Annotated in this window: 21 protein-coding genes and 2 pseudogenes; 9 read left to right on the plus strand and 14 right to left on the minus strand. The window is 56.4% G+C overall.

What is annotated here, in order from left to right; translation table 11 throughout:
- Positions 1 to 8: 8 nt before the first annotated feature.
- Complete coding sequence (gene gspG / locus ACZZZ4_RS24060) at positions 9 to 467, minus strand: type II secretion system major pseudopilin GspG (protein WP_056789534.1); 459 nt, start codon at positions 465 to 467, stop codon at positions 9 to 11.
- Between the two features lie 148 nt (positions 468 to 615).
- Here gspG and gspI point away from each other — a divergent pair, with 148 nt between their 5' ends.
- A complete protein-coding gene (gene gspI / locus ACZZZ4_RS24065) occupies positions 616 to 1,002 on the plus strand; it encodes a type II secretion system minor pseudopilin GspI (RefSeq protein ID WP_463548980.1) in 387 nt (128 codons plus the stop codon).
- 366 nt (positions 1,003 to 1,368) lie between these two features.
- On the opposite strand, the gene ACZZZ4_RS24070 is transcribed toward gspI, so the two are convergent.
- The 7 genes and pseudogenes from ACZZZ4_RS24070 to ACZZZ4_RS24100 all read right to left on the minus strand — a co-directional run bounded on the left by ACZZZ4_RS24070 (position 1,369) and on the right by ACZZZ4_RS24100 (position 9,238).
- Positions 1,369 to 1,728: a DUF6124 family protein gene (locus tag ACZZZ4_RS24070; protein WP_016774969.1), complete on the minus strand. Its 360-nt coding sequence runs from the start codon at positions 1,726 to 1,728 to the stop codon at positions 1,369 to 1,371.
- Between the two features lie 762 nt (positions 1,729 to 2,490).
- On the minus strand, positions 2,491 to 3,159 hold the full coding sequence (locus tag ACZZZ4_RS24075) for an AlbA family DNA-binding domain-containing protein (RefSeq protein WP_463548981.1): 669 nt from the start codon (positions 3,157 to 3,159) through the stop codon (positions 2,491 to 2,493).
- Between the two features lie 332 nt (positions 3,160 to 3,491).
- Positions 3,492 to 5,273 carry a sensor histidine kinase gene (locus ACZZZ4_RS24080; protein WP_463548982.1) on the minus strand — a complete coding sequence of 594 codons (1,782 nt, stop codon included), beginning with the start codon at positions 5,271 to 5,273 and terminating at the stop codon, positions 3,492 to 3,494.
- A 41-nt stretch (positions 5,274 to 5,314) separates the two neighbouring features.
- A complete protein-coding gene (locus ACZZZ4_RS24085; RefSeq protein WP_463548983.1) occupies positions 5,315 to 6,412 on the minus strand; it encodes a putative dsRNA-binding protein in 1,098 nt (365 codons plus the stop codon).
- A 508-nt stretch (positions 6,413 to 6,920) separates the two neighbouring features.
- Positions 6,921 to 7,955 carry a DUF262 domain-containing protein gene (locus tag ACZZZ4_RS24090; protein ID WP_463548984.1) on the minus strand — a complete coding sequence of 345 codons (1,035 nt, stop codon included), beginning with the start codon at positions 7,953 to 7,955 and terminating at the stop codon, positions 6,921 to 6,923.
- On the minus strand, positions 7,952 to 8,548 hold the full coding sequence (locus ACZZZ4_RS24095) for a hypothetical protein (RefSeq protein ID WP_463548985.1): 597 nt from the start codon (positions 8,546 to 8,548) through the stop codon (positions 7,952 to 7,954). The genes ACZZZ4_RS24090 and ACZZZ4_RS24095 overlap by 4 nt, the downstream gene beginning before the upstream one ends.
- 253 nt (positions 8,549 to 8,801) lie before the next feature.
- Positions 8,802 to 9,238, minus strand: a pseudogene (locus ACZZZ4_RS24100) (type II secretion system protein N).
- Between the two features lie 120 nt (positions 9,239 to 9,358).
- Here ACZZZ4_RS24100 and ACZZZ4_RS24105 point away from each other — a divergent pair.
- Both ACZZZ4_RS24105 and ACZZZ4_RS24110 read left to right on the plus strand, forming a co-directional pair.
- Positions 9,359 to 9,805 carry a GspH/FimT family pseudopilin gene (locus tag ACZZZ4_RS24105; protein WP_463548986.1) on the plus strand — a complete coding sequence of 149 codons (447 nt, stop codon included), beginning with the start codon at positions 9,359 to 9,361 and terminating at the stop codon, positions 9,803 to 9,805.
- Positions 9,802 to 10,410 (plus strand): prepilin-type N-terminal cleavage/methylation domain-containing protein, encoded by a 609-nt coding sequence (locus tag ACZZZ4_RS24110; RefSeq protein ID WP_463548987.1) that lies wholly within the window; start codon positions 9,802 to 9,804, stop codon positions 10,408 to 10,410. The genes ACZZZ4_RS24105 and ACZZZ4_RS24110 overlap by 4 nt, the downstream gene beginning before the upstream one ends.
- 696 nt (positions 10,411 to 11,106) lie before the next feature.
- Here ACZZZ4_RS24110 and ACZZZ4_RS24115 read toward each other — a convergent pair.
- The 3 genes from ACZZZ4_RS24115 to ACZZZ4_RS24125 are packed head-to-tail and all read right to left on the minus strand — an operon-like array spanning position 11,107 to position 13,348.
- Complete coding sequence (locus ACZZZ4_RS24115; protein ID WP_463548988.1) at positions 11,107 to 12,045, minus strand: FecR family protein; 939 nt, start codon at positions 12,043 to 12,045, stop codon at positions 11,107 to 11,109.
- Positions 12,046 to 12,077: 32 nt separating this feature from the next.
- Positions 12,078 to 12,629, minus strand: a complete 552-nt coding sequence (locus ACZZZ4_RS24120; protein WP_463548989.1) for an RNA polymerase sigma factor — start codon at positions 12,627 to 12,629, stop codon at positions 12,078 to 12,080.
- Entirely contained in the window at positions 12,626 to 13,348 is a 723-nt protein-coding gene (locus tag ACZZZ4_RS24125; protein ID WP_323164840.1) for a secretin and TonB N-terminal domain-containing protein, read from the minus strand. Before ACZZZ4_RS24125 ends, ACZZZ4_RS24120 begins: the two co-directional genes overlap by 4 nt.
- 149 nt (positions 13,349 to 13,497) lie before the next feature.
- Between ACZZZ4_RS24125 and ACZZZ4_RS24130 the strand changes: the two genes are divergently transcribed.
- A complete protein-coding gene (locus tag ACZZZ4_RS24130; RefSeq protein WP_041480100.1) occupies positions 13,498 to 13,800 on the plus strand; it encodes a hypothetical protein in 303 nt (100 codons plus the stop codon).
- Between the two features lie 181 nt (positions 13,801 to 13,981).
- On the opposite strand, the pseudogene ACZZZ4_RS24135 reads toward ACZZZ4_RS24130, so the two are convergent.
- Positions 13,982 to 14,421 (minus strand): annotated as a pseudogene (locus ACZZZ4_RS24135) (carboxymuconolactone decarboxylase family protein).
- A gap of 443 nt (positions 14,422 to 14,864) precedes the next feature.
- Between ACZZZ4_RS24135 and pdxR the strand changes: the two are divergent.
- From pdxR to ACZZZ4_RS24155, 4 genes are all read left to right on the plus strand, one after another.
- Complete coding sequence (gene pdxR / locus ACZZZ4_RS24140) at positions 14,865 to 16,298, plus strand: MocR-like pyridoxine biosynthesis transcription factor PdxR (protein ID WP_129999485.1); 1,434 nt, start codon at positions 14,865 to 14,867, stop codon at positions 16,296 to 16,298.
- Positions 16,299 to 16,421: 123 nt separating this feature from the next.
- The gene (locus tag ACZZZ4_RS24145) at positions 16,422 to 16,715 is read left to right on the plus strand and encodes a putative quinol monooxygenase (RefSeq protein ID WP_039763960.1); all 294 of its coding nucleotides are present in this window, start codon (positions 16,422 to 16,424) and stop codon (positions 16,713 to 16,715) included.
- Positions 16,716 to 16,944: 229 nt separating this feature from the next.
- Entirely contained in the window at positions 16,945 to 17,346 is a 402-nt protein-coding gene (locus ACZZZ4_RS24150) for a cupin domain-containing protein (RefSeq protein ID WP_463548990.1), read from the plus strand.
- A gap of 216 nt (positions 17,347 to 17,562) precedes the next feature.
- Positions 17,563 to 18,276 (plus strand): ATPase, encoded by a 714-nt coding sequence (locus tag ACZZZ4_RS24155; RefSeq protein WP_463548991.1) that lies wholly within the window; start codon positions 17,563 to 17,565, stop codon positions 18,274 to 18,276.
- A 165-nt stretch (positions 18,277 to 18,441) separates the two neighbouring features.
- Here ACZZZ4_RS24155 and ACZZZ4_RS24160 read toward each other — a convergent pair whose 3' ends face one another.
- Together ACZZZ4_RS24160 and ACZZZ4_RS24165 are read right to left on the minus strand one after the other, a co-directional pair.
- Positions 18,442 to 23,337 (minus strand): NAD-glutamate dehydrogenase, encoded by a 4,896-nt coding sequence (locus ACZZZ4_RS24160; protein ID WP_463548992.1) that lies wholly within the window; start codon positions 23,335 to 23,337, stop codon positions 18,442 to 18,444.
- Positions 23,338 to 23,816: 479 nt separating this feature from the next.
- The gene (locus ACZZZ4_RS24165) at positions 23,817 to 25,211 is read right to left on the minus strand and encodes a hypothetical protein (protein ID WP_463548993.1); all 1,395 of its coding nucleotides are present in this window, start codon (positions 25,209 to 25,211) and stop codon (positions 23,817 to 23,819) included.
- A 291-nt stretch (positions 25,212 to 25,502) separates the two neighbouring features.
- Between ACZZZ4_RS24165 and ACZZZ4_RS24170 the strand changes: the two genes are divergently transcribed.
- The gene (locus tag ACZZZ4_RS24170) at positions 25,503 to 25,856 is read left to right on the plus strand and encodes a hypothetical protein (RefSeq protein ID WP_039763952.1); all 354 of its coding nucleotides are present in this window, start codon (positions 25,503 to 25,505) and stop codon (positions 25,854 to 25,856) included.
- The last annotated feature ends 99 nt before the right edge of the window (positions 25,857 to 25,955 follow it).

Here is a 25,955-nt window from a genome sequence, read left to right on the forward strand (position 1 = left end):
GGCCGGCCTTACAACTGCCAGGAACCGATATCGGCATTCACGCCATCGCCGTCAGGCTGGCCATCGGCGCCGAGGGAAAAGATATCGACCTCGCCATTCGCGCCCGGGTTGAGGTACTGATAAGGCCGGCCCCACGGGTCATTCGGCAAACGCTCCAGATACGAACGCCAGTTACTGTTCTTCGCATCCGCCGGCCGCTCGACCAACACCTTCAGCCCCTGATTCATGCTCGGATACGTGCCGTGATCGAGGCGATACAACTTCAACGCCTGCATCAACCCGCCAATATCCTGCTTCGCCGCCGTCGCCCGCGCCTGATCCGGCCGGTCGAGCACCTTGGGCACCACCATCGCCGCCAGAATCCCCAGAATCACCACCACCACCATGATCTCGATCAAGGTAAAACCCTGCTGCCCACGTGGCATGCGCGGCGACTGACTGAGCGTTTTCAAAGGTGCGATATCCATCTCGACATTCCCTGGCTTGATCCGAATTCGACGCGCAGTGTTGCAAGAAGATATGTCAGGGATGTTGAAAATCCTCGGGTGTTTCCGTCGTCAAGCCGTCAAGGACGGGGGTTAGCGTCGAGGGCTGGGTTTTGCTTTTGGGCCATGTATGCGCGCGCGAACGCGAGAGGAAGGATTCACCCTGATTGAAGTGCTGGTGGCACTGGCGATCATCGCCGTCGCCATGTCCGCCGCCGTACGCGTCGCGGGGTTGATGACGCAGAGTAATGGGGTGTTGCGGGATCGATCGATTGCCCTGATTGCCGCGCAGAGCCGGATGGCTGAGCTACGCCTTGAAGGTCGGTTGCCGAATGGGATGAAGGCTGTTGAATGTGATCAAGGACGGCTTATGTTGCGCTGCGAACAGGTGATCGCCAGCGCAGAAAATGGACGGCTGCTCAGGATTGGAATCCAAGTATTTGATCGCAACCAGGATGCGCCGCCGTTGGCCAGACTGGAGACCCTGTTGCCACGGCCAGGAAGCCCCTCACCCTAGCCCTCTCCCGAGGGAGAGGGAACCGATTCGGGGATGTTCCAGAGATACGCCGACCTGAACGCATCGCTCTGAATCCAGCATTGCTGAAGCCCAGCAAAGCCATAGCCGCTAAGGTCTTCCAGGTCGATGTATAACGCAAAACACCTCGGTCGGCTCCCTCTCCCTCCGGGAGAGGGCTGGGGTGAGGGGCTCTTCTGCTGCGGTGCATAAGCATCAAAAATCCATAATCAACACGCTCGTCCAGGTCGATGCACAACGCAAGACACCTCGGTCGGCTCCCTCTCCCTCCGGGAGAGGGCTGGGGTGAGGGGCTTTTCTGCCGCACCTAAAATCCCAAGGCCCAGCGCCGGATCAAGGCCAACGACATCACCCCGCCACCTCCAAATTATCCATCACCCGATTCACCGCCAGCTCCCCCAGCATGATCAGTTGAGCAACCCCCAACAACGCCCGCCGCTGCGGCGCTGGCAGCAAACTGGAAATGTCCTGAGCAATCGTCTTCGCCGAAGCAAGCGTTTCACTCGCATCCGCCAGCAGTTCTTCATTCTTGGTATCCGCCGTCACCGCATACATCCCACGCGCCTTACGTGGCGGCGGCAGGAGATTGTTTGGAGACAGGTAATGATCGAGCGCGCGGTCAGCGGCTTCGTGGAGCTTGTTGGAATCGAGGGATTCGTAGGGAGACGTGGGATCGGTTTCGGGCGGGTTGGGTGTTGGTTTGATCATGGTGAAGCTCCTTGATGACTGGAGCCGCCACTGTTCGCGGTCAAACAAACAGGGTGGCAGCTGTACGCGGGTTGACCGACCGGACATCAAGGAATCCGGCACACCCGAAGGTGTCCCACGCACAGCCACCGCAACAGAATTTCAGACAATGCCTGAACAGGTGCAGAACGCTGGCGCGCCTTGATATTGGGCGGACGGTCAAATCCGATCGCTGATTCGTCAGCGACCGCACCACAATAGAACCCGCCCCCTAGGCGCACAAGCCGGCGGATTCTGGCGTAGCTGTAGGCAAAGGCGCAAGGATATGTAGCCTGGGAGCGTGACTGGAGATGTCTTTTTAAACATTTGTGTTTATGAGGCGCAATTGCGCCACGTCTGGCGGGACAGATGTGCCCCGTATCGGCCTGTCAGGCTGACTTTTAACCCTTGAGAGCGGCAGCTTTCGGCCAATAGCGGACGTTCGCACGACGGGCCGCTACCGGCCAGAAGCGTACATTCGCAACTGACCGCGACCGGCCAAAATCAGTCTCTCGTAATGACTCTGCGCTATCACGGCGCCCGATTTTTACGCTACAGGCAAATTCGTCAACCTATTCGCTCAAATTCCGCAGATCTTGAACGCGTGGTACCGAATCTTGCACCAGTCATCAGATTCGAAAAGTACTAGTATTGAGATTTTCATGGAGTAGTAAGGCGATACTAAATTAACAAACTTAAATACTGGGAGGCATCAATTCTTAAGCATAGATACCTCCCCTTTACTTAAAAATGATCTTCGATATATGCTATCGCCTGCCTTATACCGAGCAAATCTGTTTGGGGGCCTATTCTCACATAAAATAGCTCATCATTCTTACTTTGACCTGCGACTTTCCACTTCAGAAATACGGGTCGATTACTCGGAAGACAGCTCAGAGAAAACACAAATTTATCATCAACTTTTATTACATCCGACCTGACAAATTCAGAAAACTCAGAACCAATCGCCTCCCTGAAAATATTCCAAAAATGAAGTTGAAATTTATCATTATTGGGAAATAGGTCGCCATCAATACCGAGCACTTCTCCTTCGTCGTTAACCCCTACCAACAACGTCCCCCCTGAAGAGTTGAAAAACCCGGCTATCGTTTTAAGGACCGAAAGCTCCATCTCACGATCTTTAACACCGGTTCGCAGGTTTATTCTTAAGGTTGATTTAAATTCGACAACATCTGTTTCACCGCCTTTAATAATAGACGTCAAGCTCGCATGTTTTTCTGCATTATTATCTAAAGCGCGTTTCAGCTGTTGTGGAAGCTCCGTTATCAGATTCTCCTTTGTGACATAATCGACGGCCCCTAATCGGAGAGCCTTGATTGTCTCAGCTTGACTGCCTTCTCCAGAGACAACTATTGAGGGAAGGTTGAGTTTTAATTCATTAATTTTTTGCAACAGCCATAATCCCCCCAACGGCCTGGAGGCATGGCCAAGTCAATAAGCACGAGGTCATAAACTTTTTTTGCATCTTGAGCAGCGCATCTTCGCCATCATTAGTGAATTCAAAATCCACATCGTCCAGCCCTAGAATTCGCACTATGCTAGCAATCACTTCCTGTTGGTCGTCAGCCCAAAGAATATTTATCATAAATTGTACCCACCACTCTGCTCGTCATTTTGGTGTATTGAAGGAATCCATAATTTAACAGCGCCTCCTCCATTTTCAGCATTCGAAAATACTATACTCCCACCTAGGTCCTTAGTCGTTAACATTACTGCCATGAGACCTATGCCATGACCATTTTTTTTGATGTTTTAAGTGGAATACCATTCTCCAGCGCGACTAGTTGTTCTGCTTTGAATCCAGGACCAGCATCAGATATAACGAACTCCATGCCTTCCAACGTCTCTTCTATGCTGTATGAAATGTAGATGCTCCCGGTACCATTCATCGCTTCTACAGAGTTTTTGACAAGATTACTTATTAACGCCCGCAAGCGAAGCTCGTCAGTGTAGATCTCAACTTTCGAATCGCATGGTGAAAAAATTAAATTAATCGAACTAGGAACCCACGACCACAACTCGCTTATCAACGTCTTGATGAATACACTTACTTTTACGGAAGCAATGGTTGCTGAACCAGTTTCCTTGGACAGATTCTTTGCGATATTTAGCGCAACCTTAGCTTTATCCAAGTGGCCGCTAGCATCCGCAGCAAGCAAGTACCGTTCTCGCCCTTTGCTTTTATTTCTAGCGTACTCAGACGTAAAACAGTAGCCCAATATGCTATTCTTTACATCGTGCAATATAGAAGAGATTCGGTCATTTGCAGCCGCCTCAAAAGGGTCCTTAAAATAGTATTGCCACCATAGCTCCAAGGATATTTTTCTAGAAACACTTGTTGCAAGCGACCCTATGAAGATTACAATAGCGTCTTCAGATGAAACTATTTTAGTGACACCGAGTATAATCTTTAAGTCGGACAATATTGGAGACGAAAGCACAGGCTCTTGCTCACTTCGTGTAAGACCTTTAATTTCTACACGTAGATCGCCATTATCAATATCAAATTCAACAACAATAGCATCATCCTTGGCGTCCACAGCTTTGAAAAAAATGTCGAGCAGACACAAGTGGGCCCCATCGACCTCAAAGACTTCAGCAAGGGAATCAGCCTTGCTGATTATATTTGCGCCACCTCGCCGAAGAAGTTTGAGTTCTTCAACAATTTCTCCAATACTGGTAACGGCTATATCTCCGCCTTTTAATCGAGCAATTGTTGCTTCAGAAATTAAATTTTTAAAAGCTCTCCCTTTTCGTATATCGTGCGATTCTTCAAGAGGATCGGCTTCAGAGAACTCCAATTCAAGATCTTTGATGGTTTTCGACAAACTACTGTTTTTGTTTGATGCCAAACTCCTGCCAGCATGCCCGTAATACTTTATTAGCCCAGCTTTATTCAAGTCAGCTTCTAGATCAATAAATTTACTTATCAACTCAATAAAGCGCTCAAAACCTGTAAAGCTCATTTTTCTTATAAGATTTACGGCTAGAAAGTTTCTATTTATGAGTTTGGAAATCCTCAACGACTCACTTTTTCCTCCAGCATTTCTTGCCAAGCTAATGGAGTGCTGAATAAGCCACTTTATATAATGGTATTGGCTACCCCCAAGTACAGGAGCGACCTCATTGAATAAAACTACGTCAAATATGCTTTTATTGCTTCGGGCGAGTTCCGACTCTAGTACAACGTTTGGTGTTCCCTCGTTCTTTTTTGAAAACTGCGTATCCCCTTGGATATTGAGAGCTCTATCAAGATAATCTGATTTAATGATGATGTTCGGCGCTGCGCTCCGCTGTTGATCGCGAAATAATACATCGGTTTGAAATTTAACTTTCAAACCAAGAATTTGGCACTTTTCTTGAAATATTGATTTAACCGGAACAACCTCATCGCGAGACAAGTTCATATTTTTAGGCTTGGTTACAAAGTGATCTAAAAATATAGGCACGTTGCTAATTAACGTTTCTGCAGACTCTAATTCTCTTTCCTCAACCAAGAAAATCACACCGAACAACGCTTGAACAAATTCACACTTAGTCGCTTGAGTTAAGTTTTTTCTCCACCCCCTAATAAAAGCATGTCAAGAGTTAGAAGCTCTTCGTAAATCTTACTAATACTACGCTCATTAACTACAGCCCTAACTACCTCTCGAATCCCTCCAGCTTTTGAAAGATCATCCAAGCTGAGATTTCTAACAACCGCATCGAACGCAACCCACTCAATAACACTGGCTCCCAGAAATGACAAAACAGTATTGTTCTTACCCAAAATCGAGTTTTTACTTGCCGAACTGTAGCTGCGATGAGTTAACGCCAGGCCAACTAGTGGCGCAGACCAGATGGGCAGCTTTAGCTTCTCTAAAATCAATTTAATTTTACGAGAATTGATCGGTGGCGGCATTAACTTTGCTATTGAGATATAATCAACTTGTTTTTTTGCATTTACTGACTTCTTATTTCGCTGCACTCGTATGGAGTGCTCTTCAATAAAACGCTCTGCGGCTTGGAGTTCAGCTAGTCGCTTAGACGGCCCCGCACCTTCACATTGAACGTTTAGAGCTTCCACCTTGACTTTAAAATGTCGTGAGTGAGCAGGGCCTTCTTCCTCGAGTAGAGTGTAACTGGGCAACTTCCTGCCAACACGTTGACAATATTCTTGTAGTTTTGTCTTGCTATCCTTTTCCGGGGCTATATCTATTGACTCTAGTGACAATAGTTTATCAATGAACTCATCATTTAATCTTGTATAGCCGAAATTGTACTGAATGGATCCAGTTAGCTGATTGGTAAGGGAGTTGATAATTTCAACTGAGTTCTTTTCGTGCGATGCAGTTCCGCGACCAAATATTCCTTTGTTGGTTAACTTAATTTTTTTGCCTAACTGCTCATAAATGCAAACTTTTATTTTTCTTTCTGCTAAAGAGCAGGCTCCAGAGGTTTTCTCAGCAATATCCACAGCTCGGCAAGCCGAGTATAAACTTATTACAGATTTCCCAACCGATTCCCACGCATCTATTATTCGATCGTCAAGATTGTATTCTTTTAATTTCTCCGAGGCGCACTTCCTTGCCGATTTATGATGAAGAGCGGCCAACATAAAATTATGCTGTTCAATTTCTGCAGCCAGCTTTCTGATGTCATCCATGCGAATCCTCACTCTTGTAACAAATACTATCGGAGACGTTTTATTGAGTTCTTAGAGTGTCATTAGTCAGTTTAAGCATTGAGATGTGGCCAGTACCAGTTTTCCTCCTCATTGCGCTTGCAGCGACACTCCAGTCTCGGAAAGCCACTTAGCCACCTCTTCAATCACCGCACATATGGCTTGCGGGTATTTAGCACTAGTTACCTCTAGAACGATGCCACAGATAGACGCTTTGAAATGACTACTTTCTGCCGAAAGCTGACAGCCAGGACTGACAGCTTATGGCCGATAGCTGCCGCTTGCGAACGACCGCTTCAGGCTGAGAGCCGCCATTGCTGTTTAGGGCAAAATTAGGGCATATGGGAGGCCGCTTGAGCCCACTGTACGCCAACGGCGAAGCGCGAAAGCGCCGTTTTTGGTGGGCTCACGCGGCCTGAGAGGACTCAAGATCAAAACCCGATGAAGGCAAGGTAATTGAACTGCGCCGCGAGGATCATGAAAGTGAATGTTAAAGGCCCTGATTACGCAGATCCGTCATAATGTGTTCTGCTTCATCATTCAAAAGAACACCGTGGATAATAATGCCTCGACGGAGACGATTGATACGGTCGTTAGAAGCTTGAAGCGCTGCTTTGTAATATATTGAATGGATGGTCGGCTCGTTGATTGCTGATGATTCCACAGTGTCGTAAAAATCTGTCAGTCGTTCCACTGCGTCTGAAGGATTTAATTCAGGGTTCTCATTCTCCAGAATATGATCTAGCTCAATTATCAAGCTGAGTAGGTCTGCCTTCTTCCAAGCGCGGCACTTATCGCTGAGCGCAAGTTCATCAATAAAATTTCTGACTCTCTCAAATCTCAGTTTAATCTCGTCTTCGATAAGAAAGTCATCATTGTAGCGACTGAGAAGCTCTTCAAATGCATCGTCTCGATTGAAATAGCCCTCTATCATCGTTCCTATCATGGTTAGCGTAAATCTAAGATCGCCCATCCGTTTGAAGTCGAGCGCGTTGAAAATATTGTGGCCGACAAAAAAATCGGTGACTGCCAATTCTTCAGCAAATTTCTTTAGTTTTCCGCTGTAAATTGCGTTATTCACTTCTATATCGAGTAGTGAATACTTCGTTGCGTTTAGTCTTTTGAACGCTTCAACAATCTGGGCTTTACTAATATTGCCTAGGTCTCGGACTGATACATCGTATTGCAGGAAGTCTCTTTTTTGTGTTTCGCTAAGATCGGCGTAAGGAGGAACAGTAGTGAGGCGCAAGGATGAGTCGCCATCGAAATACTGAACCAATGTACTGATACGCTGTAGACCATCGACCAACAGCTGAGATCCTTCGCCGCTATCAAGATCCACATCACCATCTGCAAGGTAAATCTCAGGAAATGGAAAGCCGTTTAGAACGCTATCGATAAAGTGGTTTTTATCCTCTCTTGACCATACTAATCGGCGTTGAAATTCTGGTCGAGGAATTATTGTTTCGCTCTTGACAAGAGTAATTAGCTCTCTGACTTTCTTGTTCGTTGAAGAAGTTCTCATGCTAGCTCCAGGGATTTTTTACAGGCGTTGATTCCGCGCTCTTGGTATTTGGTAATAAATTCTACATTTCGATAAAGAGCGCCGCTAATTTTTCTTCTCCCTAGAAGCCTGTCTCGTTTAAGGGATCGGACTTTATCATTCCAGCGATCAAAGTTTAGAAGCCTTATACCTTTGGGGAAATGGTCAGGTCTTAACCATCCATAGACCAAGTAGTCACCTAGTCTATTTATCTTTGCGGGAAATCTTGACTGTGTGTGAGCAAATGAGGTGAGTTCATGCCAAACGAGATCGAATAATTCGGCAGATGCAAAGGCGATATCTATATCCGACTCAGCGTCAAAAGGCCGAAAGGCCGGCAGAATATTTCCTTCGCTTGTGGTTTTTGCGTGTAAGCCGAACCCAAGCTTCGCTGAACCTACAACAAAAATTTCGTCATCCTTTATCTGTACGCCAGTTGCTTCGGATATAGTTTTTTGGACGTGCTTGAGCTGTTCCTCAGTGAAGTGGGGGCAGTCTCTTATGAGAACCTTAGTCTGCACGAATTCACTTGCAGACGTATTGCGAATGAGTGTTTTGAATTCTGCCGCGTCCATGTGCTTTTTCATTTGAGATTGGAATATTGGGCGATGATGCCATTTTGACAACATAACAGTCGCCTTGTTGGGCTTCAAGCGGGCGTGATCAGTATCGTTGGGCAGATTGGCGCAAAATTGGTACAGAGTGAATCGGTCCTTCTTCCGTAGACGCTTTCAAAGGACCGCTATTGGCCGATAGCGGACAAACACAGCTGTTGGTTTTTGGGTAAAAGCAAACGCCAAGACCTCGGGGTTGTCCCTATTTCCCACTCTACAATTCCGGCCGGATCAGCCTCGGCAACTCCACCCCCTCCCCCAACCTCTCCACCCCCAACCGCACCCTCTCCCCCCTCGCTCAATCACCACACCCTCCCCCTCAACCCCCACCAACTTCACCCCAACCCCAACCTTCTCCCCCACCAAAAAACTCCTCGGCGCGCCATCATTCAAACTCAATATCGCCACCGTCCCACTCCCGCCCGCGATCACCCCGCTCACCTTGATATCCACCGGTGCGGTCTCATTGGAGAACCACTGCAACGCCGGGCTATCGCTCCTCGCCGCGAGCACTTGCGGGGCGGCTGCGGGTGTGTGGGATTCCGCCGTGGTCAGCAGCAGCGACGACCATGTCGCGACGCCCACCAGGGCGGCGAGCAGGGCCAGGGCCTGGACGGTTTGCGCCGGGGTAATCCGTGCGGTGAATTTCATGGGTTGTCGCTCCTTGTTGTCCCTGTTGCCAGCCTACGCGGCAATTCTCTCCGTTTTATTTCACATGCCTTACATGTTCGCCGGGCACGATGGGGTGGGACGCCAAGGAGCGCGTGGGTGATGAGCAGGCAGCAAGGTTTTACGTTGATCGAGTTGATGGTGGTGCTGGTGATCATCGGGATTGCCAGTGCGGCGATCAGTTTGAGTATCAAGCCCGATCCGTTGCAGTTGTTGCGCAAGGATGCCGAGCGGGTTGCGCAGTTGTTGCAGGTGGCGCAGGCCGAGGCTCGCGCGGATGGGCGGCCGATTGTGTGGGTGGCGGATGCCAAGGGGTTTCGCTTTGGGCGGCGTGGTGAGGGTGGCGTGGGGTTTGAGTCGTTCAAGGAGGATGCGCAGTTGCGCCCGCGTGTGTGGCAGAGCCCGAAGGTCGAGGTGCGTGTGGAGCCGCGGCAGACGGTGGTGCTGAATGCCGAGTGGATCAATCCGCCGTTGCGGCTGATTTTGTCGGATGGGGCCAATCGGCTGAGTGTGCTGCGCGATGGCACTGGGCGGATCAGTATTCAATGAAGACTCAGCAAGGGTTCACTCTGATTGAGGTGATGGTCGCGATTCTGCTGATGGCGGTGGTGAGTCTGATTGCCTGGCGCGGGCTGGACAGTGTGACGCGGGCGGACAGTCATTTGCAGGCGAGCAGTGAGCAGAGCGATGGGTTGTTGCGGGTGTTGAATCAGTTGCAGCGGGATGTGGACATGCGCGCGGGGGTGGAGTTGAGCGAGCCGCGCAAGGTCGGGGCTGAGGATGAGGCGCCGACCGCGCCGCCGTCGGTGACGGTGCGCAGTAGCGACAGCAAGGGGTTTCGGCTGGACATTATTCGTAGCGCGGCGGATCAGCCGGGGGCGTTGCAGCGGGTTCGCTGGTGGGTCAAGGGCGACACGTTGTATCGGGCGGTGGCTGAGGCGCGCAATCGCTATCCGTTGCCGGCGCCTGGGAATGGGGTTGCGGTGTTGAGTGAGGTGAGTGATGTGCAGGTGCGGGTTTGGGAGGTGGACAAGGGCTGGCGGCAGTTGAGCGGCAATCGGCGGGAGGATCCGTTGGGGTTGGAGATTCGTTTGAGCCGGCAGACGGCGCAGGGGGTTGAGCGGTATCGGCAGGTGATTGGGTTGTTGCAATAGCCGGGATCACCGCAGGGCTTTTGTAGGAGTGAGCCTGCTCGCGATTGCGGTGGGTCAGTCAATATTGTTGTTACTGGTAGACCGCTTTCGCGAGCAGGCTCGCTCCCACAATTGGGTTGGGGGCGGTGAGTTGCAGGTTGGCTGGCTGTTAGGCCGTCATCGCTGGCAAGCCAGCTCCCACAGGGTTCGAGTGCGACCGGAAGATATTGGTCAGATGGTAGACCGCTTTCGCGAGCAAGCTCGCTCCCACAATTGGGTTGGGGGCGGTCAGTTGCAGGTTGGGTGGCTGTTAGGCCGTCATCGCTGGCAAGCCAGCTCCCACAGGGATCGAGTGCGACCGGAAGATATTGGTCGGCTGGGAAACCGCTTTCGCAAGCAGGCTCGCTCCCACAGTTGGGTTGGGGGCGGTCAGTTGCAGGTTGGTGGGCTGTTAGGCCGTCATCGCTGGCAAGCCAGCTCCCACAGGGTTCGAGTGCGACCGGAAGATATTGGTCAGCTGGGAAACCGCTTTCGCGAGCAGGCTCGCTCCCACAGTTGGGTTGGGGGCGGTCAGTTGCAGGTTGGGTGGCTGTTAGACGTCATCGCTGGCAAGCCAGCTCCCGCAGGGTTCGAGTGCGACCGGAAGATATTGGTCGGCTGGGAAACCGCCTTCGCGAGCAGGCTCGCTCCCACAGGGGATCTGTGTGTGGCAGGCGGTTAGCTGAGGACGACCACGCCGCCCGGCAGTTCGGTGCATTTGACGCCGTAGGCATCGCGGATCAGCAGGGCGACGCCGGCGAGTTGGTCGAGGTTGAAGCGGGCCTGGACGCGGCGTTGGCCGAGTTCGCGGTTGAGCAGCAGGAGCATGCCGGGGCGGTAGCGGTTGATTTCGTCGATCATCTGGCTAAGGGTCGCGCCGTTGAACACCAGCACTTGTTGGCGCCAGTTCATTACGGCGGCGGTGTCGACGGTTTGTACGTTGCCGATTTGCCGTGCGTCGTAGGTGATTTGCTGGCCGGCTTCGAGGCGCAGGTTGCGGCCTTCGATGGCGACGTCGACCGCGCCGTCGAGGCAGGTCACGCAGACTTGCTGGTCGGTGTTGCGCAGGTTGAAGCGGGCCTGACTGGCGCGCAACCACCCTGCTCCGGCCTGCATCGCCAGCGGCAAGCGTGCGGTTTGCACTTCGACTTCGCCGCTGACCAGTTCGAAGCCCTGCACGCCGTTTTCGACGCTGCGCTGGTTGATGCGGGTTTGGGTGTTGAGTTCGAGGCTGACGCCTTGCGCCGGTTCGACCCGGCGCTGCTGGCCGACTTCGGTGATGTAGTCGGCGCCCAGTCCTTCGAAGCCACCGGGAATCGTCCCGCGCACCAGCAGGAATGCGGCGGATGCGGCAATCGCGCCGCCGAGAAATGCCCGTCGACCGAAGCCGCGTCGGCCCTGCACGGCTTCGGCGGCCGGTTGCAGGTGATGCCATAGCCGCTTGGCTTCTTCGAAGGCCCGGGCATGTTCGCCGCTTCGCGCGCACCATTCGCGCAGGGCGCGGGCGTCGGCGACGGTGGCACGGCCCGAGGTCAGCAGGATCAGCCAGTCGTGGGCTTCGCTGTGCAGAGACTCGGTGGCCAAAGGCTCGGCGGGTTTCAGTCGAAAGATGTTCAAACGCGCAAATTCTCAACGGATTAATCGGGTCACTATTCGCTAGACGGTTTTCCGGCCCCGCGACCGAACCGCTGAAACACTTTTCTTTCAAGTTTCGCTGCGCAGAAGCCCAACGCGGCTTTGATTTCCTTTTCGACCATGCGCGTGGAGATGCCGAAACGCTGGGAGATTTCCAGGTGCGGCGCCTCTTCCAGCCGCGCGGCGATGAAGATCCGCCGACGCCGTGCCGGCAGTTCGTACAAGGCGCTGAGCAGGGCCTGCATCTCCTTTTGCCCACCGACCACCCGCGCCGGGTCGAGGGCTTCGTCGCTCAGTTGCAGCAGTTCCTCGATTTCGGTGCCGGTGAGCAGGCGCGCATCGGCCTGACGGCGGTCGGCGGCGATGTTGAGGGCCATGCGATACAGATAGGCGTTGGGCTTGAGCAGGTTTGGCGGGGTCTCCATGCGATCGACCCGCAGCCAGGTTTCGTGCAGCACGTCGTTGGCCAGGTCCTCGGAGCCGAGGCGGCGGCGCAGGCGCACGCGAAGATCCTCGTAGGAGCTGAGGAACAGCTGGCCCATCACGCTTTGTCCGGCGTCTTTCATCCCCCGGAAACTCCTTCCCATCTCGTGCATTCCATGCGTTTCCCTGACGACTCCGGTAACAACAGCAACGTGACCGGCTGGCGCAAGGCGCTGGGCGTCGGCCGATCGATTGTGAGGTTGCGAAAACTTTCCACCAGCGCGTTATCGCGCCGTACATCGCCGGTCGAAGTGACCAACCGGTTGTGCTGCACCACGCCGTCGCGCCCGACCCACACCTGCAACACCGCGCGATAACTGCCCGGCCGGGTCAGCGGCGAACGGCACAGCTTGCGCTCGATCGCCGCTTGCACCGCCGTCGCGTAACTGCGGTTGACCGCGACAGCGGCCGGCGTGGGTTTGTCCGTCGGCACTGGCAGGTCTTCCACCTGCGCCGCTTGCAGGGTGAACGCGTCGGCGCGGGCATAACGCGCCATCAACCCGGTGCCGCCGAGCAGATGGCGCAAAGCGTCGGCGGCGGTGAATTCGCCATCCACGGCAAGGGAGCGACGGCCCCGGCTCAACTGACTGTCGACCAACACCGCGACGCCCGTGGCGCGGCTGTATTGATCCAGCGCCCGGGCCAGCTCCTGCGCCGGGATGTGCAAGGTCATGCGCATGTCCGCCGCTGCCGGATCTGCGTTGGCCGCGTTGGCCAGCAGACCGAGCAGCCACCCCAGACCCGCGCGGCGCACAAGCGTCGCCGAGCGCTGAAGACTGATCCGCGAACTGCCTCGCTGCACGACTGGCGCACCCCTGAAAATCGCTATCCTGCGGGGCATTTATGACTCTGGTATGACGGGCGGTGCAAAAAAACCATCACGGGTTTTGCCCCGCGCTTGCACTAGACTCAAACCCAGAGCGGCCCAATCGGGCGGGCCAGGAGGCGGACATGAAAACGCGGTGGATGTGGGTCTTGCTGATGACGGTGGGCGCGGCGCAGGCGGAGGAGCCGCTGGGCTGTGTCGAGGTCACGGTCGGCGGTTACAAGGCGCCGAATTACGATTGCCTGAGCCAGCAGATGGGTAACAATCCTGACGGCGCGGCGGCGGCGCAGAAGAACATGGAAGCGTTGAATGTGCCGGTGCACAAGCGCGCGCCGAATCAGGTCGGGCTGGCGACGCCGGCGGCGACCAGTACGCGGATGGGGAATACGTTTGGCACATCAGTGAAACCGCAGCGGCCGGCGAATTGAATCGCACTGTGGGTGCTGAGGGGATTTAGCGCCTGTGGTGAGGGGATTTATCCCCGTTGGGTTGCGCAGCGGCCCCGAAGTCGCCTGACTCTGATCTGTCAGATAAACCGTTTTCACCGTTTTGGCGTCTGCTGCGCAGCCGAACGGGGATAAATCCCCTCGCCACAGGGATGGGCGCTTTTCAGTCACTCGGGGTCTGGCGGAAACTCACGGCCAAGCGATTCCAGCTGTTGATCGTGCTGACCGCAACCGTCAAATCCACCAGTTCACCTTCATCGAATTGCTCGCGCGCCTGCTGGTAGACGTCATCGGGCACGTGGCTTTCGGCCAACAGCGTCACCGCCTCGGCCCAGGCCAGCGCCGCGCGTTCGCGGGGGTTGAAGAAGCTGCTGTCGCGCCACACCGCGATCGCATACAAGCGCCGATCACTCTCCCCGCTCGCCGCGCGTCCACCGAGTGCATATCGGTGCAGAACGCGCAGCCGTTGAGCTGCGAAGCGCGGATCCGGATCAATTGCAGCAGCGGCGCTTCGATGCTCAGGTTGCTGGTCAGCGCCTCCATGGCAAGCATCGCTTTCATCGCCTTGGGCGACGCGTTGTAGTAATCCAGACGCAGGGACATGGCGCGGCTCTCGGCAGGCGGAATGATGAGTTCACGGTAAGGGCTGTGCAGGCTGTGTTACAGCCCCAATTCCACGAATTTCGGCTACACCACTGAACCTCGGCCAAACGCAATACCTGTGGGAGCGAGCTTGCTCGCGAAAGTGGTTTCCCAGACAAATATTCATCCACTGCACCACCGCCATCGCTGGCAAGCCAGCTCCCACAAGGTTTAACGTCGTTCACAAGATTTGTGCACGCCGCAAAAACTGTGGGAGCTGGCTTGCCAGCGATAGCGGAGTGTCAGACAACGAATCTGTTCAATGACCCACCGCTTTCGCGAGCAGCCTCGCTCCCACAGGGATTTACGCCAATTTGCGGTTTTTACTCCACGCAACTACTGCCAAAAGCCCAACAACGCTAATCTGACCGACACTTCACTCAACACCCGGGAGCCTCGTCGGTATGGAACTTCATGTCGTGATCAACGGCCGCAAGGATCTTGCCGGTCAGTTGTATCAGCAGTTGCGCGCGGCGATTGAATCCGGGCGGCTGGCCGCAGGTACGCAGTTGCCGCCGAGCCGCTTGCTGGCCGAGCAATTGGGCATCTCGCGCAAGACCATTTCCGACACTTACGCGCAGCTGACTTACGAAAATTTCCTCACCGGCGTCATCGGCAAAGGCACCTACGTCAACGCCCGCCCTGCGCAGGTGCAGCGCAAGCAGAGCCACACCGAGCTGGCCAGTGCCGAGGTGATCGAGAGCTGGCGCAATCTGCCGGTGTTCCTCCGCCACCCGACGCTGGAGGGTTCGCTGCGCTACGACTTCATCGGTGGCGCCACCAGCAAGGGCCAGTTTCCGCAGGACGATTGGCGCCGCTGCGTCGCCCACGCGATGCGGCAGATGGCGCAGTCCAAAGGCTTCTACAGCGTTGCTGAAGGCCTACCGGCGCTGCGCAATGCGATCGCTCGGCACATCGCGTTTTCTCGCGGCATCAATTGTCAGGACGAAGACATCGTCGTATGCAACGGCGCACAGCAGGCGCTGGACCTGATTGCCCGCGTGCTGACCCGCCCCGGCAGTCTGGTGGCGATGGAAGATCCCGGCTACCCGCCCGCGCGCTTGTTGTTCGGCACGCACGGTGCCGAAGTGGTCGGGGTGCCGGTGGATGCCGAGGGTATTCAGGTCGAGCAGATTCCCGATGGCACGCGGCTGATTTATGTGACGCCCTCGCACCAGTTTCCGCTGGGCATGGCGATGAGTCAGGCGCGCCGCGAGGCCCTGCTCGCCCGGGCCCATGAGCTCGGCGCGATCATCATCGAAGACGATTACGACAGTGAATTCCGCTACGAGGGCCGGCCCACCGATTCGCTGTACAACCTCGACCAGCGCGGCATCGTCGCCTACGTCGGCACCTTCTCGAAAACCCTGCTGCCAGAGCTGCGTCTGGGCTACGCGATCCTGCCGCCGTCGATTATCGAGGCGGTGATTCGCGCCAAACAGCTGACCGATCTGCACGCCTCGACCCTGCCGCAATGGGCGCTGGCCAAGTTCATCGCCGAGGGTTGCCTGCTCAAGCACATCCGCCGCTGCCACACGATCTACGCGCAACGCCGCGAACGCATTCTCGAGCGCATGGCCACCGACCTTGCACCTTGGCTGCAAGCCGTTCCAGCCAGTGCCGGGTTTCACATGGCAGTGTTCTGCAAGGTGCCGATCGATTTGCCGCTGGTCATCGAGCTGGCAAAAAAGGTCGAGGTCGGCCTGTATGCGATCAGTGGTTTCTACTACCAGCAGCCGGCGAAAGAAGGCCTGTATTTCGGCTTCGGCGCCATCGAGACCCTGGACATCGACATTGCTCTGGATCGCCTGCGTGACATCCTCGAACAGCTGTCATGAGCCGTTGGTATAAGGCTTTTACCGCCGATTGGTTATTGGTGATTCATGGCGGCAGGCCTATTCTGCACAGGCGTTATCCCTCAGTGAGCAGGATTCGTCCGGCCTGATTCAGGAGTGTGAGCAATGTCCAGCGAAGTGATCAATACGGTTGAGGTGAAGGCTGCTGCGGGCCGCTCGGAAGAGCTCGGCAAGCAATTGCAGAAGATCGTCGACACCCTGCGCGAAACTCCGGGCTGCGATTCCTACCTGGTCGACCGCTGCCCCGAAGACAGCCACCGCTGGACGGTCAGCGCGCGCTGGCAGTCGGAAGCGGCGATGCAGGCGCATTTCAACCGGCCCGAGGCGCAGGGGTTCATCGACCTGATCGACAGCCGCCTGGCCAATAGCGTGGATTTCAACAGCTTTCCCATCGTCTGAGCTGGCCTCTTCGCGAGCAAGCTCGCTCCCACAGGGTTATTTGTTGTTCACAAGATGGGTGAGAAACCGCAGAACCTGTGGGAGCGAGCCTGCTCGCGAAGGCGATTTGCGCCGCACCGAAATCCTTCCGAGGCCAATTGGTCACCTGATCTTCCCGAATATTGGCCGTTTGAACCGGCCACATTGCGGCCTACTGTGAGCACACCCCAACCATCACAGGTAACCCGCCATGAAAGCCCTGCCCCTCGTCGCCGCCGCCCTCGCCTTCAGCCTGTCCGCTTCGGCAATGGCTCACGATCCGTCCGAGAAAATCACCGTCCTGCAGGAACAACTGCTGAAAAACGCCCCCGGCAAGAAAGCCATGATGATCGAAGTCGACTACAAGCCCGGGCAATCCTCGATCGCCCACAAACACGAAGGTACGGCGATGGCTTACGTGCTCGATGGCGAAGTGATTTCCCAGGTCAAGGGCGAAAAAGCGATTACTTACAAGAAGGGCCAGTTCTGGTACGAGCCGGCTGGCTCGGAGCATCTGGTGTCGAAAAATGCCAGTTCAACCAAGCCGGCCAAATTGCTGGTGTTCATGGTCCTGGCCCCGGATGAGCAGGTGCTGATCCCGCTGGAAAACTGATGGCTGCCTGATCAGCCATAAACGAAAGGCGCAAATCGAGTATTTGCGCCTTTTTTATTGCCTTGCGGCATTAACTGGGAGCGCTTAAAGCCAATAAAACTAACGCCCCACAGGTTATTCAGCCAATGGTCAGGCCCCCAGGTTTACCCTGAATATCCGCCGAACCATCGGCCCGTGCACACTCATCGACAGACCTTGTTTCACGGGAGAAACACCATGAAACCTGCGCTTCCCGCCCTGCTGGCCATCTCGGCTTTGCTGCTCTCTGCCTGTTCTGTTCCCACTGCCCCGCAAGCCGTGTCATCCCTCGACACGCTGCTGCCGCACCCGACCGGTCGCAGCACTGCCACTTTGGTCAAGAGCGGTCCCGGCGTCGCGCTGGGGGTGATTTATAGCCCGGGTACCCAGGCCAATCGCCAATACCTGCGCGAATATCAGGCCAAGGCCGGCACCGGCTTCGGTCAGAGCCTGCTGGTGCAGCCGATTCACGACGCCTACGTCGCCAGCTCCAGCCCGGATCGCGCGGTTGAGTGGGTCAACGCTTCGCTGCAACGTCAGTTCGGTTCGGTGACGGTGTACCCGGACATGCAAAGCCTGCGCGCGGCGAGGCCTGATGTGGTGGCGATCGTCGATACCCACAGCCAATTGATCACCTCGCGCAGCTCGGATATCCGCGCGGATGTCAGTGCTGATTTTTACGATGGGCAGTTGAACTACATCGGCACCGCGAAGGGTTCGGAGGCTAGGGAGCTGACGCCAGTGTGGGCGGACTTCAAGCGTTCGGAAGAGATCGTGGCCGATATCAATCAGCAGGAAGAATTGCAGGTTGAGGCGTTAAGGGAGTTTGATCGGTCACTCAGTAATCTGGTTGTGCGGCCGGTGGAGAAAGTGTCGATGCTCGAGAGTAAACCAGCTCAAAAATTGTATTGAATGTAAGTACCTCTTCGCGAGCAGGCTCGCTCCCACATTTTGGAATGCGATCAACTGTGGGAGCGAGCCTGCTCGCGAAAGCGCCAGCCCAGACACCACAAAAAACACAGGCATAAAAAAGCCCCGGCATCTCGCGATACCGGGGCCTTTTCATTCAGCCACTACTTACGCCAGTTCAAGCTCGGCATTCGCAGCAACCGCAGGCACGATTGCTTGCCCGCTCAACGCCAGATCCAGCAGTTCACGGTTGGCCACCGCGTACATGGCGTAGTCCGTGCCGCTCGCAGCACGGATTTCCACCAGCATGGCGCGCCAGCGTTCGATCATGCTTTCGTGCTGGGCCATCCACAGCGCCAGGCGCGCTTCCACGTCCTGGGAGCCGTCGCCCTGTTGCAGCACGGAAATGGTGATCGCCCGTTGCTGCCAGTCGACGTCATCACGGAACGCTTCACGGGCCAGGGCCTGCCAGTTGTTTTCCACCGGCAAGGCGCTGATCTGTTGCAGGTACCAGGTGATGTCCAGCGCAGAGCCCACGGCGAAGTAGGCCTTGGCCACTTCGGCCGGGTCCTGCCCGGTGACGTCGGCAGCTTCGATGATCGGCAGCAGCGTGTACAGGTGCGAAGTGCCCGCAACCATACGCGCCAGCAACTCCGGCACACCGGCTTCGACGTAAGCCTGATAGCGCGACTGCCAGTTCTCGCGGATTTCGCCGCTGAGCAGTTCGTCGAGTTTCAGGCCCAGCTCTTTCAGGTGCGGACCGAAATGCGCGACGTCACGGGCAGCATTCTGCTCGTTGCGGCGGGCACGCAGGAACCAGCGCGTGGCACGACGGCCCAGACGCATCAGCTCATCCATCAGCTCCAGCTGTACGTCAGCGGAAACCTGATAGTCCAGCGCTTCGATCTGACGGAACCAGTGCGGGAGGTGGAAGATGTCGCGCACGATCACATAAGCGCCCGCCACGTTCGCCGGGCTCATGCCAGTCGACTCTTTGAGTCGCTGCACGAAGGTGATGCCCATGTGGTTGACCAGATCGTTGGCGATCTGGGTGCTGACGATTTCGCGCTTCAGACGGTGGCGACGCATGGCTTCGGAGAACTTGCTGACCAGGGTCGGCGGGAACGCCGTTTCCATGTCGCGGGTCAGGTAGTCGTCGTCCGGCACCAGCGAGCCTAGCAGTTGCTCTTTGAGGTCGATCTTGCTGTAGGAGATCAGCACCGACAGCTCAGGACGGGTCAGGCCGTGGCCCTCAGCGACGCGCTCGGTCAGTTGCTCTTCGGTCGGCAGGAACTCGATGGCACGGTCCAGCTTGCCACGACCTTCCAGATCGCTCATCAGACGCTTGTACTCAGCGATGCGCGCGTAGGCACGGCGCGCCGCCAGGGACAGGGCCTGAGTCTGCTTGTAGTTGTTGCCCAGCACCAGATTGCCGACTTCGTCGGTCATGCTCGCCAGCAACTGGTTGCGTTGCTTGTCGGTCATGTCACCGGCCTGAACCACTTCGTTCAGCAGGATCTTGATGTTCACTTCGTGGTCGGAGCAGTCCACGCCACCGGCGTTGTCGATGAAGTCGGTGTTGGAACCGCCACCATTGAGACCGAATTCCACACGGCCCAGTTGGGTCATGCCGAGGTTACCGCCCTCGCCCACGACTTTGCAGCGCAGCTCGTTGCCGTTGACGCGCAGCGCATCGTTGGCCTTGTCGCCGACATCGGCGTGGCTTTCGGTGCTGGCTTTGACGTAGGTGCCGATACCGCCGTTCCACAACAGATCCACCGGCGCCTTGAGCAAGGCGTTGAGCAGTTCGGTCGGGGTCAGCTTGTCGGCCTTGATGTCGAAGCGTTCTTTCATCTGCGGCGAGATCGCGATGCTCTTCGCGCTGCGCGAGAAGATACCGCCACCTTCGGACATGATGCTGGTGTCGTAGTCGGTCCAGGCCGAACGCGGCAGGTCGAACAGACGCTGACGCTCGACGAAGCTGGTCGCTGGGTTCGGGTTCGGGTCGATGAAGATGTGCATGTGGTTGAACGCAGCGACGAGTTGCAGCTTGTCGGACATCAACAGGCCGTTACCGAACACGTCGCCGGCCATGTCGCCGACGCCCACCACGGTGATGCTGTCTTCCTGAACATTGATGCCGCGCTCGCGGAAGTGGCGCTGTACGCCGACCCACGCGCCTTTGGCGGTGATGCCCATTTTCTTGTGGTCGTAACCGGCCGAACCACCGGACGCAAACGCGTCACCCAGCCAGAAGCCGTAGTCGATGGCGATGCCGTTGGCGATGTCGGAGAAGGTTGCAGTGCCCTTGTCCGCCGCGACCACCAGGTACGGGTCATCGTCGTCATGACGCACGACATTGACCGGCGGCACCAGTGCGCCGTCCTTCAGGTTGTCGGTGATGTCCAACAGGCCGGAAATGAAGATGCGGTAGCAGGCGATGCCCTCGGCCGCGATCTCGTCACGGCTGCCGCCCAGTGGCAGGCGACGCGGCAGGAAGCCGCCCTTCGCGCCCACTGGCACGATGACCGAGTTCTTCACTTGCTGGGCTTTCACCAGGCCGAGAACTTCGGTGCGGAAGTCTTCTTCACGATCGGACCAGCGCAGACCACCACGGGCAACGTTGCCGAAGCGCAGGTGCACGCCTTCGACGCGTGGCGAGTAGACGAAGATTTCAAACTTCGGCACTGGCTTCGGCAGCTCAGGGATCGCATGCGGGTTGAACTTGAAGCTGAAGTACGACTTGTTCTGGCCGTTGGCGTCAGTCTGATAGAAGTTGGTACGCAGGGTGGCTTTGATCAGGTCGAGGTAACGACGCAGGATGCGGTCTTCGTTGAGCACCTGAACATCGTCCAGTGCGGTCAGAATCGCTTGTTCCAGACGCAGTTGCTTGTCTTCCAGATCTTCGCTGCCGAGCTTGCGCGCCAGGTAGAAACGGGTCTTGAACAACCGGGTCAGCTCTCGAGCGATGTCGGTGTGGTTGTTCAGGGTGCTGGCGATGTAACCCAGATCGAAACCCAGACGAATCTGCTTCAGGTAACGGGCGTAGGCACGCAGCAGTGCCACGTCGCGCCATGGCAGACCGGCGGTCAGCACCAGACGGTTGAACGCATCGTTCTCGGCATCGCCGCGCACGATGTGCACGAACGCGTCCTGCAGGGTGTCGTTGAGTTGCTGGATGTCGAGGTCCAGACCTTCAGCGGCGGTGAAAGCGAAATCGTGAATCCAGAACTCGCGGCCGTTGGTGTGGCGCAGGCGATACGGGAATTCACCCAGCACGCGCAGGCCGAGGTTTTCCAGAATCGGCAGGACGTCGGACAGCGCCAGCGGCGTGTCGGCGTGATACAGCTTGCAATGCAGCTCGCGCTGGCCGGAAACCTGACCGAGCGGCTGATAGAAGCTCATCACCAGCGGATTTTTTTCGTTGAGGCTCAGCAGGTGCTGCATGTCGACCACGGCCGAATGTGCGGCAAAACGCTCGCGGTAACCGGCCGGGAAGCCTTTCGGGAAATCCGCCAGCACATTGGTGCCGTGGGCTTCGCCGAAGCTTTCGACGGTCAGTGCGGCGTAGTCGTCCTGCCAGCTGCGGCAGGCCTGGACCACTTCTTTTTCCAGCAGCAGCGGGTCGATGTCGAGACGGTTCTTCGGATCGACGCGCAGAATCAGCTGCACGCGGGCCAGCACGGATTCCGAGAAGAAGGTCCAGAACTCGCAGTCGGAAGCCTTCAGGCGCTCCATCAGCACTTGCTGGATCTTCTGGCGCACTTCGGTGGAATAGATGTCGCGCGGCACGTAGGCCAGGCAGTAGCAGAAGCGACCGTACGGGTCTTTGCGCAGGAACACGCGTATCTTGTTGCGTTCCTGGATCTGCACGATCGACATCACGGTGGTGAACAGTTCGTCGACCGGGGTCTGGAACAGGTCGTCACGCGGCAGCACTTCGAGGACCTGCGCCAGTTCCTTGCCCAGGTGAGCCTTGGACTGGAAGCCGGAGCGGCGCTCGATTTCTTCGACCTTGCGGCGGATGAACGGGATGACCCGCACGCTCTCGCCATACACCGACGAGGTGTACAGGCCCATGAAGCGGTGTTCCTTGATGACTTTGCCGTCGGCGTCGATTTCGCGGATCGACACGTAGTCCGGGTAGGCCGGACGGTGCACACGGCTCGGATGCGCGGCCTTGGCGAACGACAGCAGGGTCGGTTCGCGCAGGTAGGCAACGGCGTAGTCTTCGATGCGCAGGTCTTCGTAGGTCAGGCCGGTGCGCAGCAGTTTGGTCAGGCCGAGGAAGGAGCTCTGGTCGTACTCGATGTGGCCACCATCGGCCTGATCGGTAACTACGAACTCTTCGTAGCCGAGGAAGGTGAAGTGGTTGCCCACCAGCCATTCCAGGAAGCTTTTGATTTCGTTCTTTTCGTCGGCATCGACCGGATAAGCGCTGTTGTCCAGCTGGGTGAGGATGTCCTGCACCTTGGCTTTCATCGGCTCGAAGTCAGCGACGGCGACGCGCACTTCGCCGAGCACCTGCTCAAGCTCTTTGCTCAGCACATTCAGCTCGGCCGCGTTGGCGCAGCGGTCGATTTCCAGGTACATCAACGATTCGTGCAGCACGCCTTCGCCGGTGCTGCCTTTTGGCAGGACTTCAAGCAATTCGCCCTTGCTGCCACGACGCACGCTGAGCACGGTGGTCTGCAGGGTGTGAATGCTGTAGCCGCGACGGTTCAGCTCGGTGCGCACCGAGTCGACCAGAAATGGCAGGTCGTGGTGCAGCACTTCGACCGCGGTGTGGGTCGACTGCCAGCCGTGGCGTTCGTAATCGGGGTTGTAGACACGCACTTGCGGTTGCGCGTGATCGAAGCGCTCAAGCAGGCGCCACGCAGAGAGAGTACAGCCAGCGAGGTCGGAGAGGCGACGTTGAGTCAGCTCGTCCAGGGAAATGATGCCGAAGAATTGTTCAGCGAACAGCGCCACTTGTGGCAGTGCCTGTTCACTGATGTGCTGCGCCAGTGCCGCTTGCAGTTGGTGCTGGAAGTCGGCTTTGCTGGCTGCGGTGAAGAACGCCATCTGTGGTACTCCGCTTAAGCTTGTTATTGATGGAAAGCGTCGCGTGCAACAGCCCTTTCGGGCCTCGTGTCGCCCTGTTCCTGATTCTCGGGCAGAGGAAACAGGGAGACAGGTGGGTGAAGCTGGACGGGACACTCAGGTCACATTCACCTTCCATGAATGAGCATCTGCAAAAGCGACTGCCAGCACTGCCGACAATGCCTTTACGGGTACTCATCCGTTGCGCAGCTTAATGGGTGCGACAATGTGTCTGCTTGCGGTGCTGCGACATATTCGGTCATTGGCACGTAAATGCAGGGTTTCGCCTGCATCAACACTAGCAGGCGTGCGCCGAAATGCAGGTTCGAAACCCCGGTTTCACGGGACTTTCGTGCCAGGACGATCCTTCAGCACGTTACATATCCGGAAACGAAAACGCCCAAGGCCCTGTTATCGACCCTGAGCGTGGCATCCGGTTCAGCGCCAACGGTTGACGCGGATCAGTCCGGCAGTTCCTCGAAGGCTCTGAATTTGCTCACCGTGGCGCAGTCGTAGCACATCGTCTGCAGGATCTGCTTGTCCATGCTGGCGTCGATGTTGCTCGAATCGCATTCGCGGCAGAACAGCCGCAGGTGGCTAAGCAAGTCGCTGTCGAAGGCCACGGCGGAAAAGAATTGCGGGACCAGTTCGTCACGCCAGTACATGCCCGGCGATTTGGAAAATCCGGCGCCGCTGTCCTTCAGCACCACGTCGTAAAGCAAGCGTTGCAAGGCCGTTTGCGGCACCCGCGCGTCGCGATGGGCGTTCTTTCGCCAATTGCGCGCCAGCGCGTCCTGCGCGGTGCCGAGCATGTTGCGCGGGATGGTGTTGGAGGCATGGCTGCGTCCCTTGGAATTGCCGGTGGCGTAGAAGTGCGCGGCGTTCCTCACCGCGAGGCGGGCGAAGTAATACAACTGACTCACCGAAAAGTCCTGCAGCAACTGCCCGACCACCTCCTCGGCACGGGCTTCGGCCGTGAAGGCAAAATCCACTTCCGCGGCCAGCACACGAATGTATTGAATGGACGCTTCGCGGGCGAGACTGAAGACCAGCGAATAGATTTCGCTCTTCCAGGCGGCTTTGACGCTGCCCGACAACTCCTGATACAGCACCCGGTACAAATTCTCGCGGGTACTGCGCGTCACGCCGTCGAGCGTGACGCTGGGCAGCCAGCGCACCGCGCTGTACTCGCGGATATTGCAGCCCTCACTGCGATCGAAGGCGTTGATGTCGGAATCGGTGGAAACCGCCAGCACCCCGGCTTCGTGCAGGCCCTTGAGCAACTCTTCACGGGCCTCGAACGTCAGGGCGAGCAGCTCTTCTCTGGATGGCGCATTCAACGGCGCAATCCATTCAACGGTCGCGCCGTAACCATCATCCAGCAAGGCGAGCAACGTCAGCTTCTGCACGAACCCCAGATTGGCGTAAGGCACTGCGGGGCATCGCGCGCCATATCGAGCTTCCAATTCCAGGCGATCACGCGCGGCCCGGGCGGCAAGCTGCTGCTGGCGTAACTTGAAACACTCTGTGCAGCTGCACGTCGTCTGGCGGCTATGGGTACCGGGAAGGCTTTGCTGGTGCGCACAGCGTACGCATTTGAATGTACTGCGCAGCGAAAGCGGAGTACCTCTGGCGTGTCGGCGTATCCACATCGGCAGATTGCAGTAAGGACAGCTGAGGTCGGCACTGATAACCGGGGGCAGAACCTTGAGCAGACTGCGCACCGTTGCAGGGATCTGAAATTCCGCCATCAGCGCGGCAGTTTTCTCGCCTTCGAGATAGCGCTTGTAGATCTCCTCGATCTGTTCATCGGACAGGTGGCAGATTTCTTCGGCGCGGTCGAAATATGGGCTCATCGAAAGAGGTCCTTTTTTTCATTGGGGTGGGCGCGGTCCTTTGCTGGGAGGGCAAAACTAACGGCAAAATGGTGGCTATCTCAAGCGAAACATCGCAACTTCGTGTAGAAAAATCGTCATCTGTAATCGCCCTACAGGGGCGTCGGATTTCCCCTTCTCGCTACTCGGAAGTGGGCGACGGAAATGTCCTGCTTTGCCACTTTTTACCGATGCAAGCAGCGCAAACCGGTTGAGACTGGCAAAATCGCGCCTTCGAACAGATTCACCGCCGCCACTGCCCAGGAATTCCCCATGCAAATGACCACCGCCCTACTGATCGTCAACCCGTGCGACGACGAAGAAGACAACATGGCCATGCTGTGCTGCCACAGCGACAAGGGCGAGATGTTCCTGATGAGCCGTTATCCGGACGAGGATGAGCTGGAGATCACTCTCGATGGCGAGCCATCGACGCTCGACGGGGTGAAGGTCACGCTGACTGCGAAGCTGCTGAAGATCGAGATTGCTGCCGCGGATGCCGATGCGTTGAGTGGCGATGATGTGCTGGAGATCGCGTTCAACCCCGACATGGTGGATATGGATGAGGTTGTTGAGACTTTGAAGAATATTCTAGATGGGACCGGGACCTTTATCAGCGAGGTTTGATGGGGCCTGGAAGGGCCCTATCGCTGGCAAGCCAGCTCCCACAGGGACCGATGCGCTGCACCAATCGCATGCACTGCGCCGAAACCTGTGGGAGCTGGC

This window comes from Pseudomonas sp. AC252, from assembly GCF_979258105.1.

Excerpts from the sequence above, each read along its gene's own strand:
- ACZZZ4_RS24165 (WP_463548993.1), bottom strand. The coding sequence starts at position 25,211 with ATGAGCCCATATTTCGACCGCGCCGAAGAAATCTGCCACCTGTCCGAT.
- ACZZZ4_RS24085 (WP_463548983.1), bottom strand. The coding sequence starts at position 6,412 with ATGGATGACATCAGAAAGCTGGCTGCAGAAATTGAACAGCATAATTTT.
- ACZZZ4_RS24120 (WP_463548989.1), bottom strand. The coding sequence starts at position 12,629 with ATGAAAGACGCCGGACAAAGCGTGATGGGCCAGCTGTTCCTCAGCTCC.
- gspG (WP_056789534.1), bottom strand. The coding sequence starts at position 467 with ATGGATATCGCACCTTTGAAAACGCTCAGTCAGTCGCCGCGCATGCCA.
- ACZZZ4_RS24095 (WP_463548985.1), bottom strand. The coding sequence starts at position 8,548 with ATGGACGCGGCAGAATTCAAAACACTCATTCGCAATACGTCTGCAAGT.
- ACZZZ4_RS24145 (WP_039763960.1), top strand. The coding sequence starts at position 16,422 with ATGTCCAGCGAAGTGATCAATACGGTTGAGGTGAAGGCTGCTGCGGGC.
- pdxR (WP_129999485.1), top strand. The coding sequence starts at position 14,865 with ATGGAACTTCATGTCGTGATCAACGGCCGCAAGGATCTTGCCGGTCAG.
- ACZZZ4_RS24150 (WP_463548990.1), top strand. The coding sequence starts at position 16,945 with ATGAAAGCCCTGCCCCTCGTCGCCGCCGCCCTCGCCTTCAGCCTGTCC.
- ACZZZ4_RS24070 (WP_016774969.1), bottom strand. The coding sequence starts at position 1,728 with ATGATCAAACCAACACCCAACCCGCCCGAAACCGATCCCACGTCTCCC.
- ACZZZ4_RS24130 (WP_041480100.1), top strand. The coding sequence starts at position 13,498 with ATGAAAACGCGGTGGATGTGGGTCTTGCTGATGACGGTGGGCGCGGCG.
- ACZZZ4_RS24105 (WP_463548986.1), top strand. The coding sequence starts at position 9,359 with ATGAGCAGGCAGCAAGGTTTTACGTTGATCGAGTTGATGGTGGTGCTG.
- ACZZZ4_RS24170 (WP_039763952.1), top strand. The coding sequence starts at position 25,503 with ATGCAAATGACCACCGCCCTACTGATCGTCAACCCGTGCGACGACGAA.
- ACZZZ4_RS24160 (WP_463548992.1), bottom strand. The coding sequence starts at position 23,337 with ATGGCGTTCTTCACCGCAGCCAGCAAAGCCGACTTCCAGCACCAACTG.
- gspI (WP_463548980.1), top strand. The coding sequence starts at position 616 with ATGCGCGCGCGAACGCGAGAGGAAGGATTCACCCTGATTGAAGTGCTG.
- ACZZZ4_RS24090 (WP_463548984.1), bottom strand. The coding sequence starts at position 7,955 with ATGAGAACTTCTTCAACGAACAAGAAAGTCAGAGAGCTAATTACTCTT.
- ACZZZ4_RS24155 (WP_463548991.1), top strand. The coding sequence starts at position 17,563 with ATGAAACCTGCGCTTCCCGCCCTGCTGGCCATCTCGGCTTTGCTGCTC.
- ACZZZ4_RS24110 (WP_463548987.1), top strand. The coding sequence starts at position 9,802 with ATGAAGACTCAGCAAGGGTTCACTCTGATTGAGGTGATGGTCGCGATT.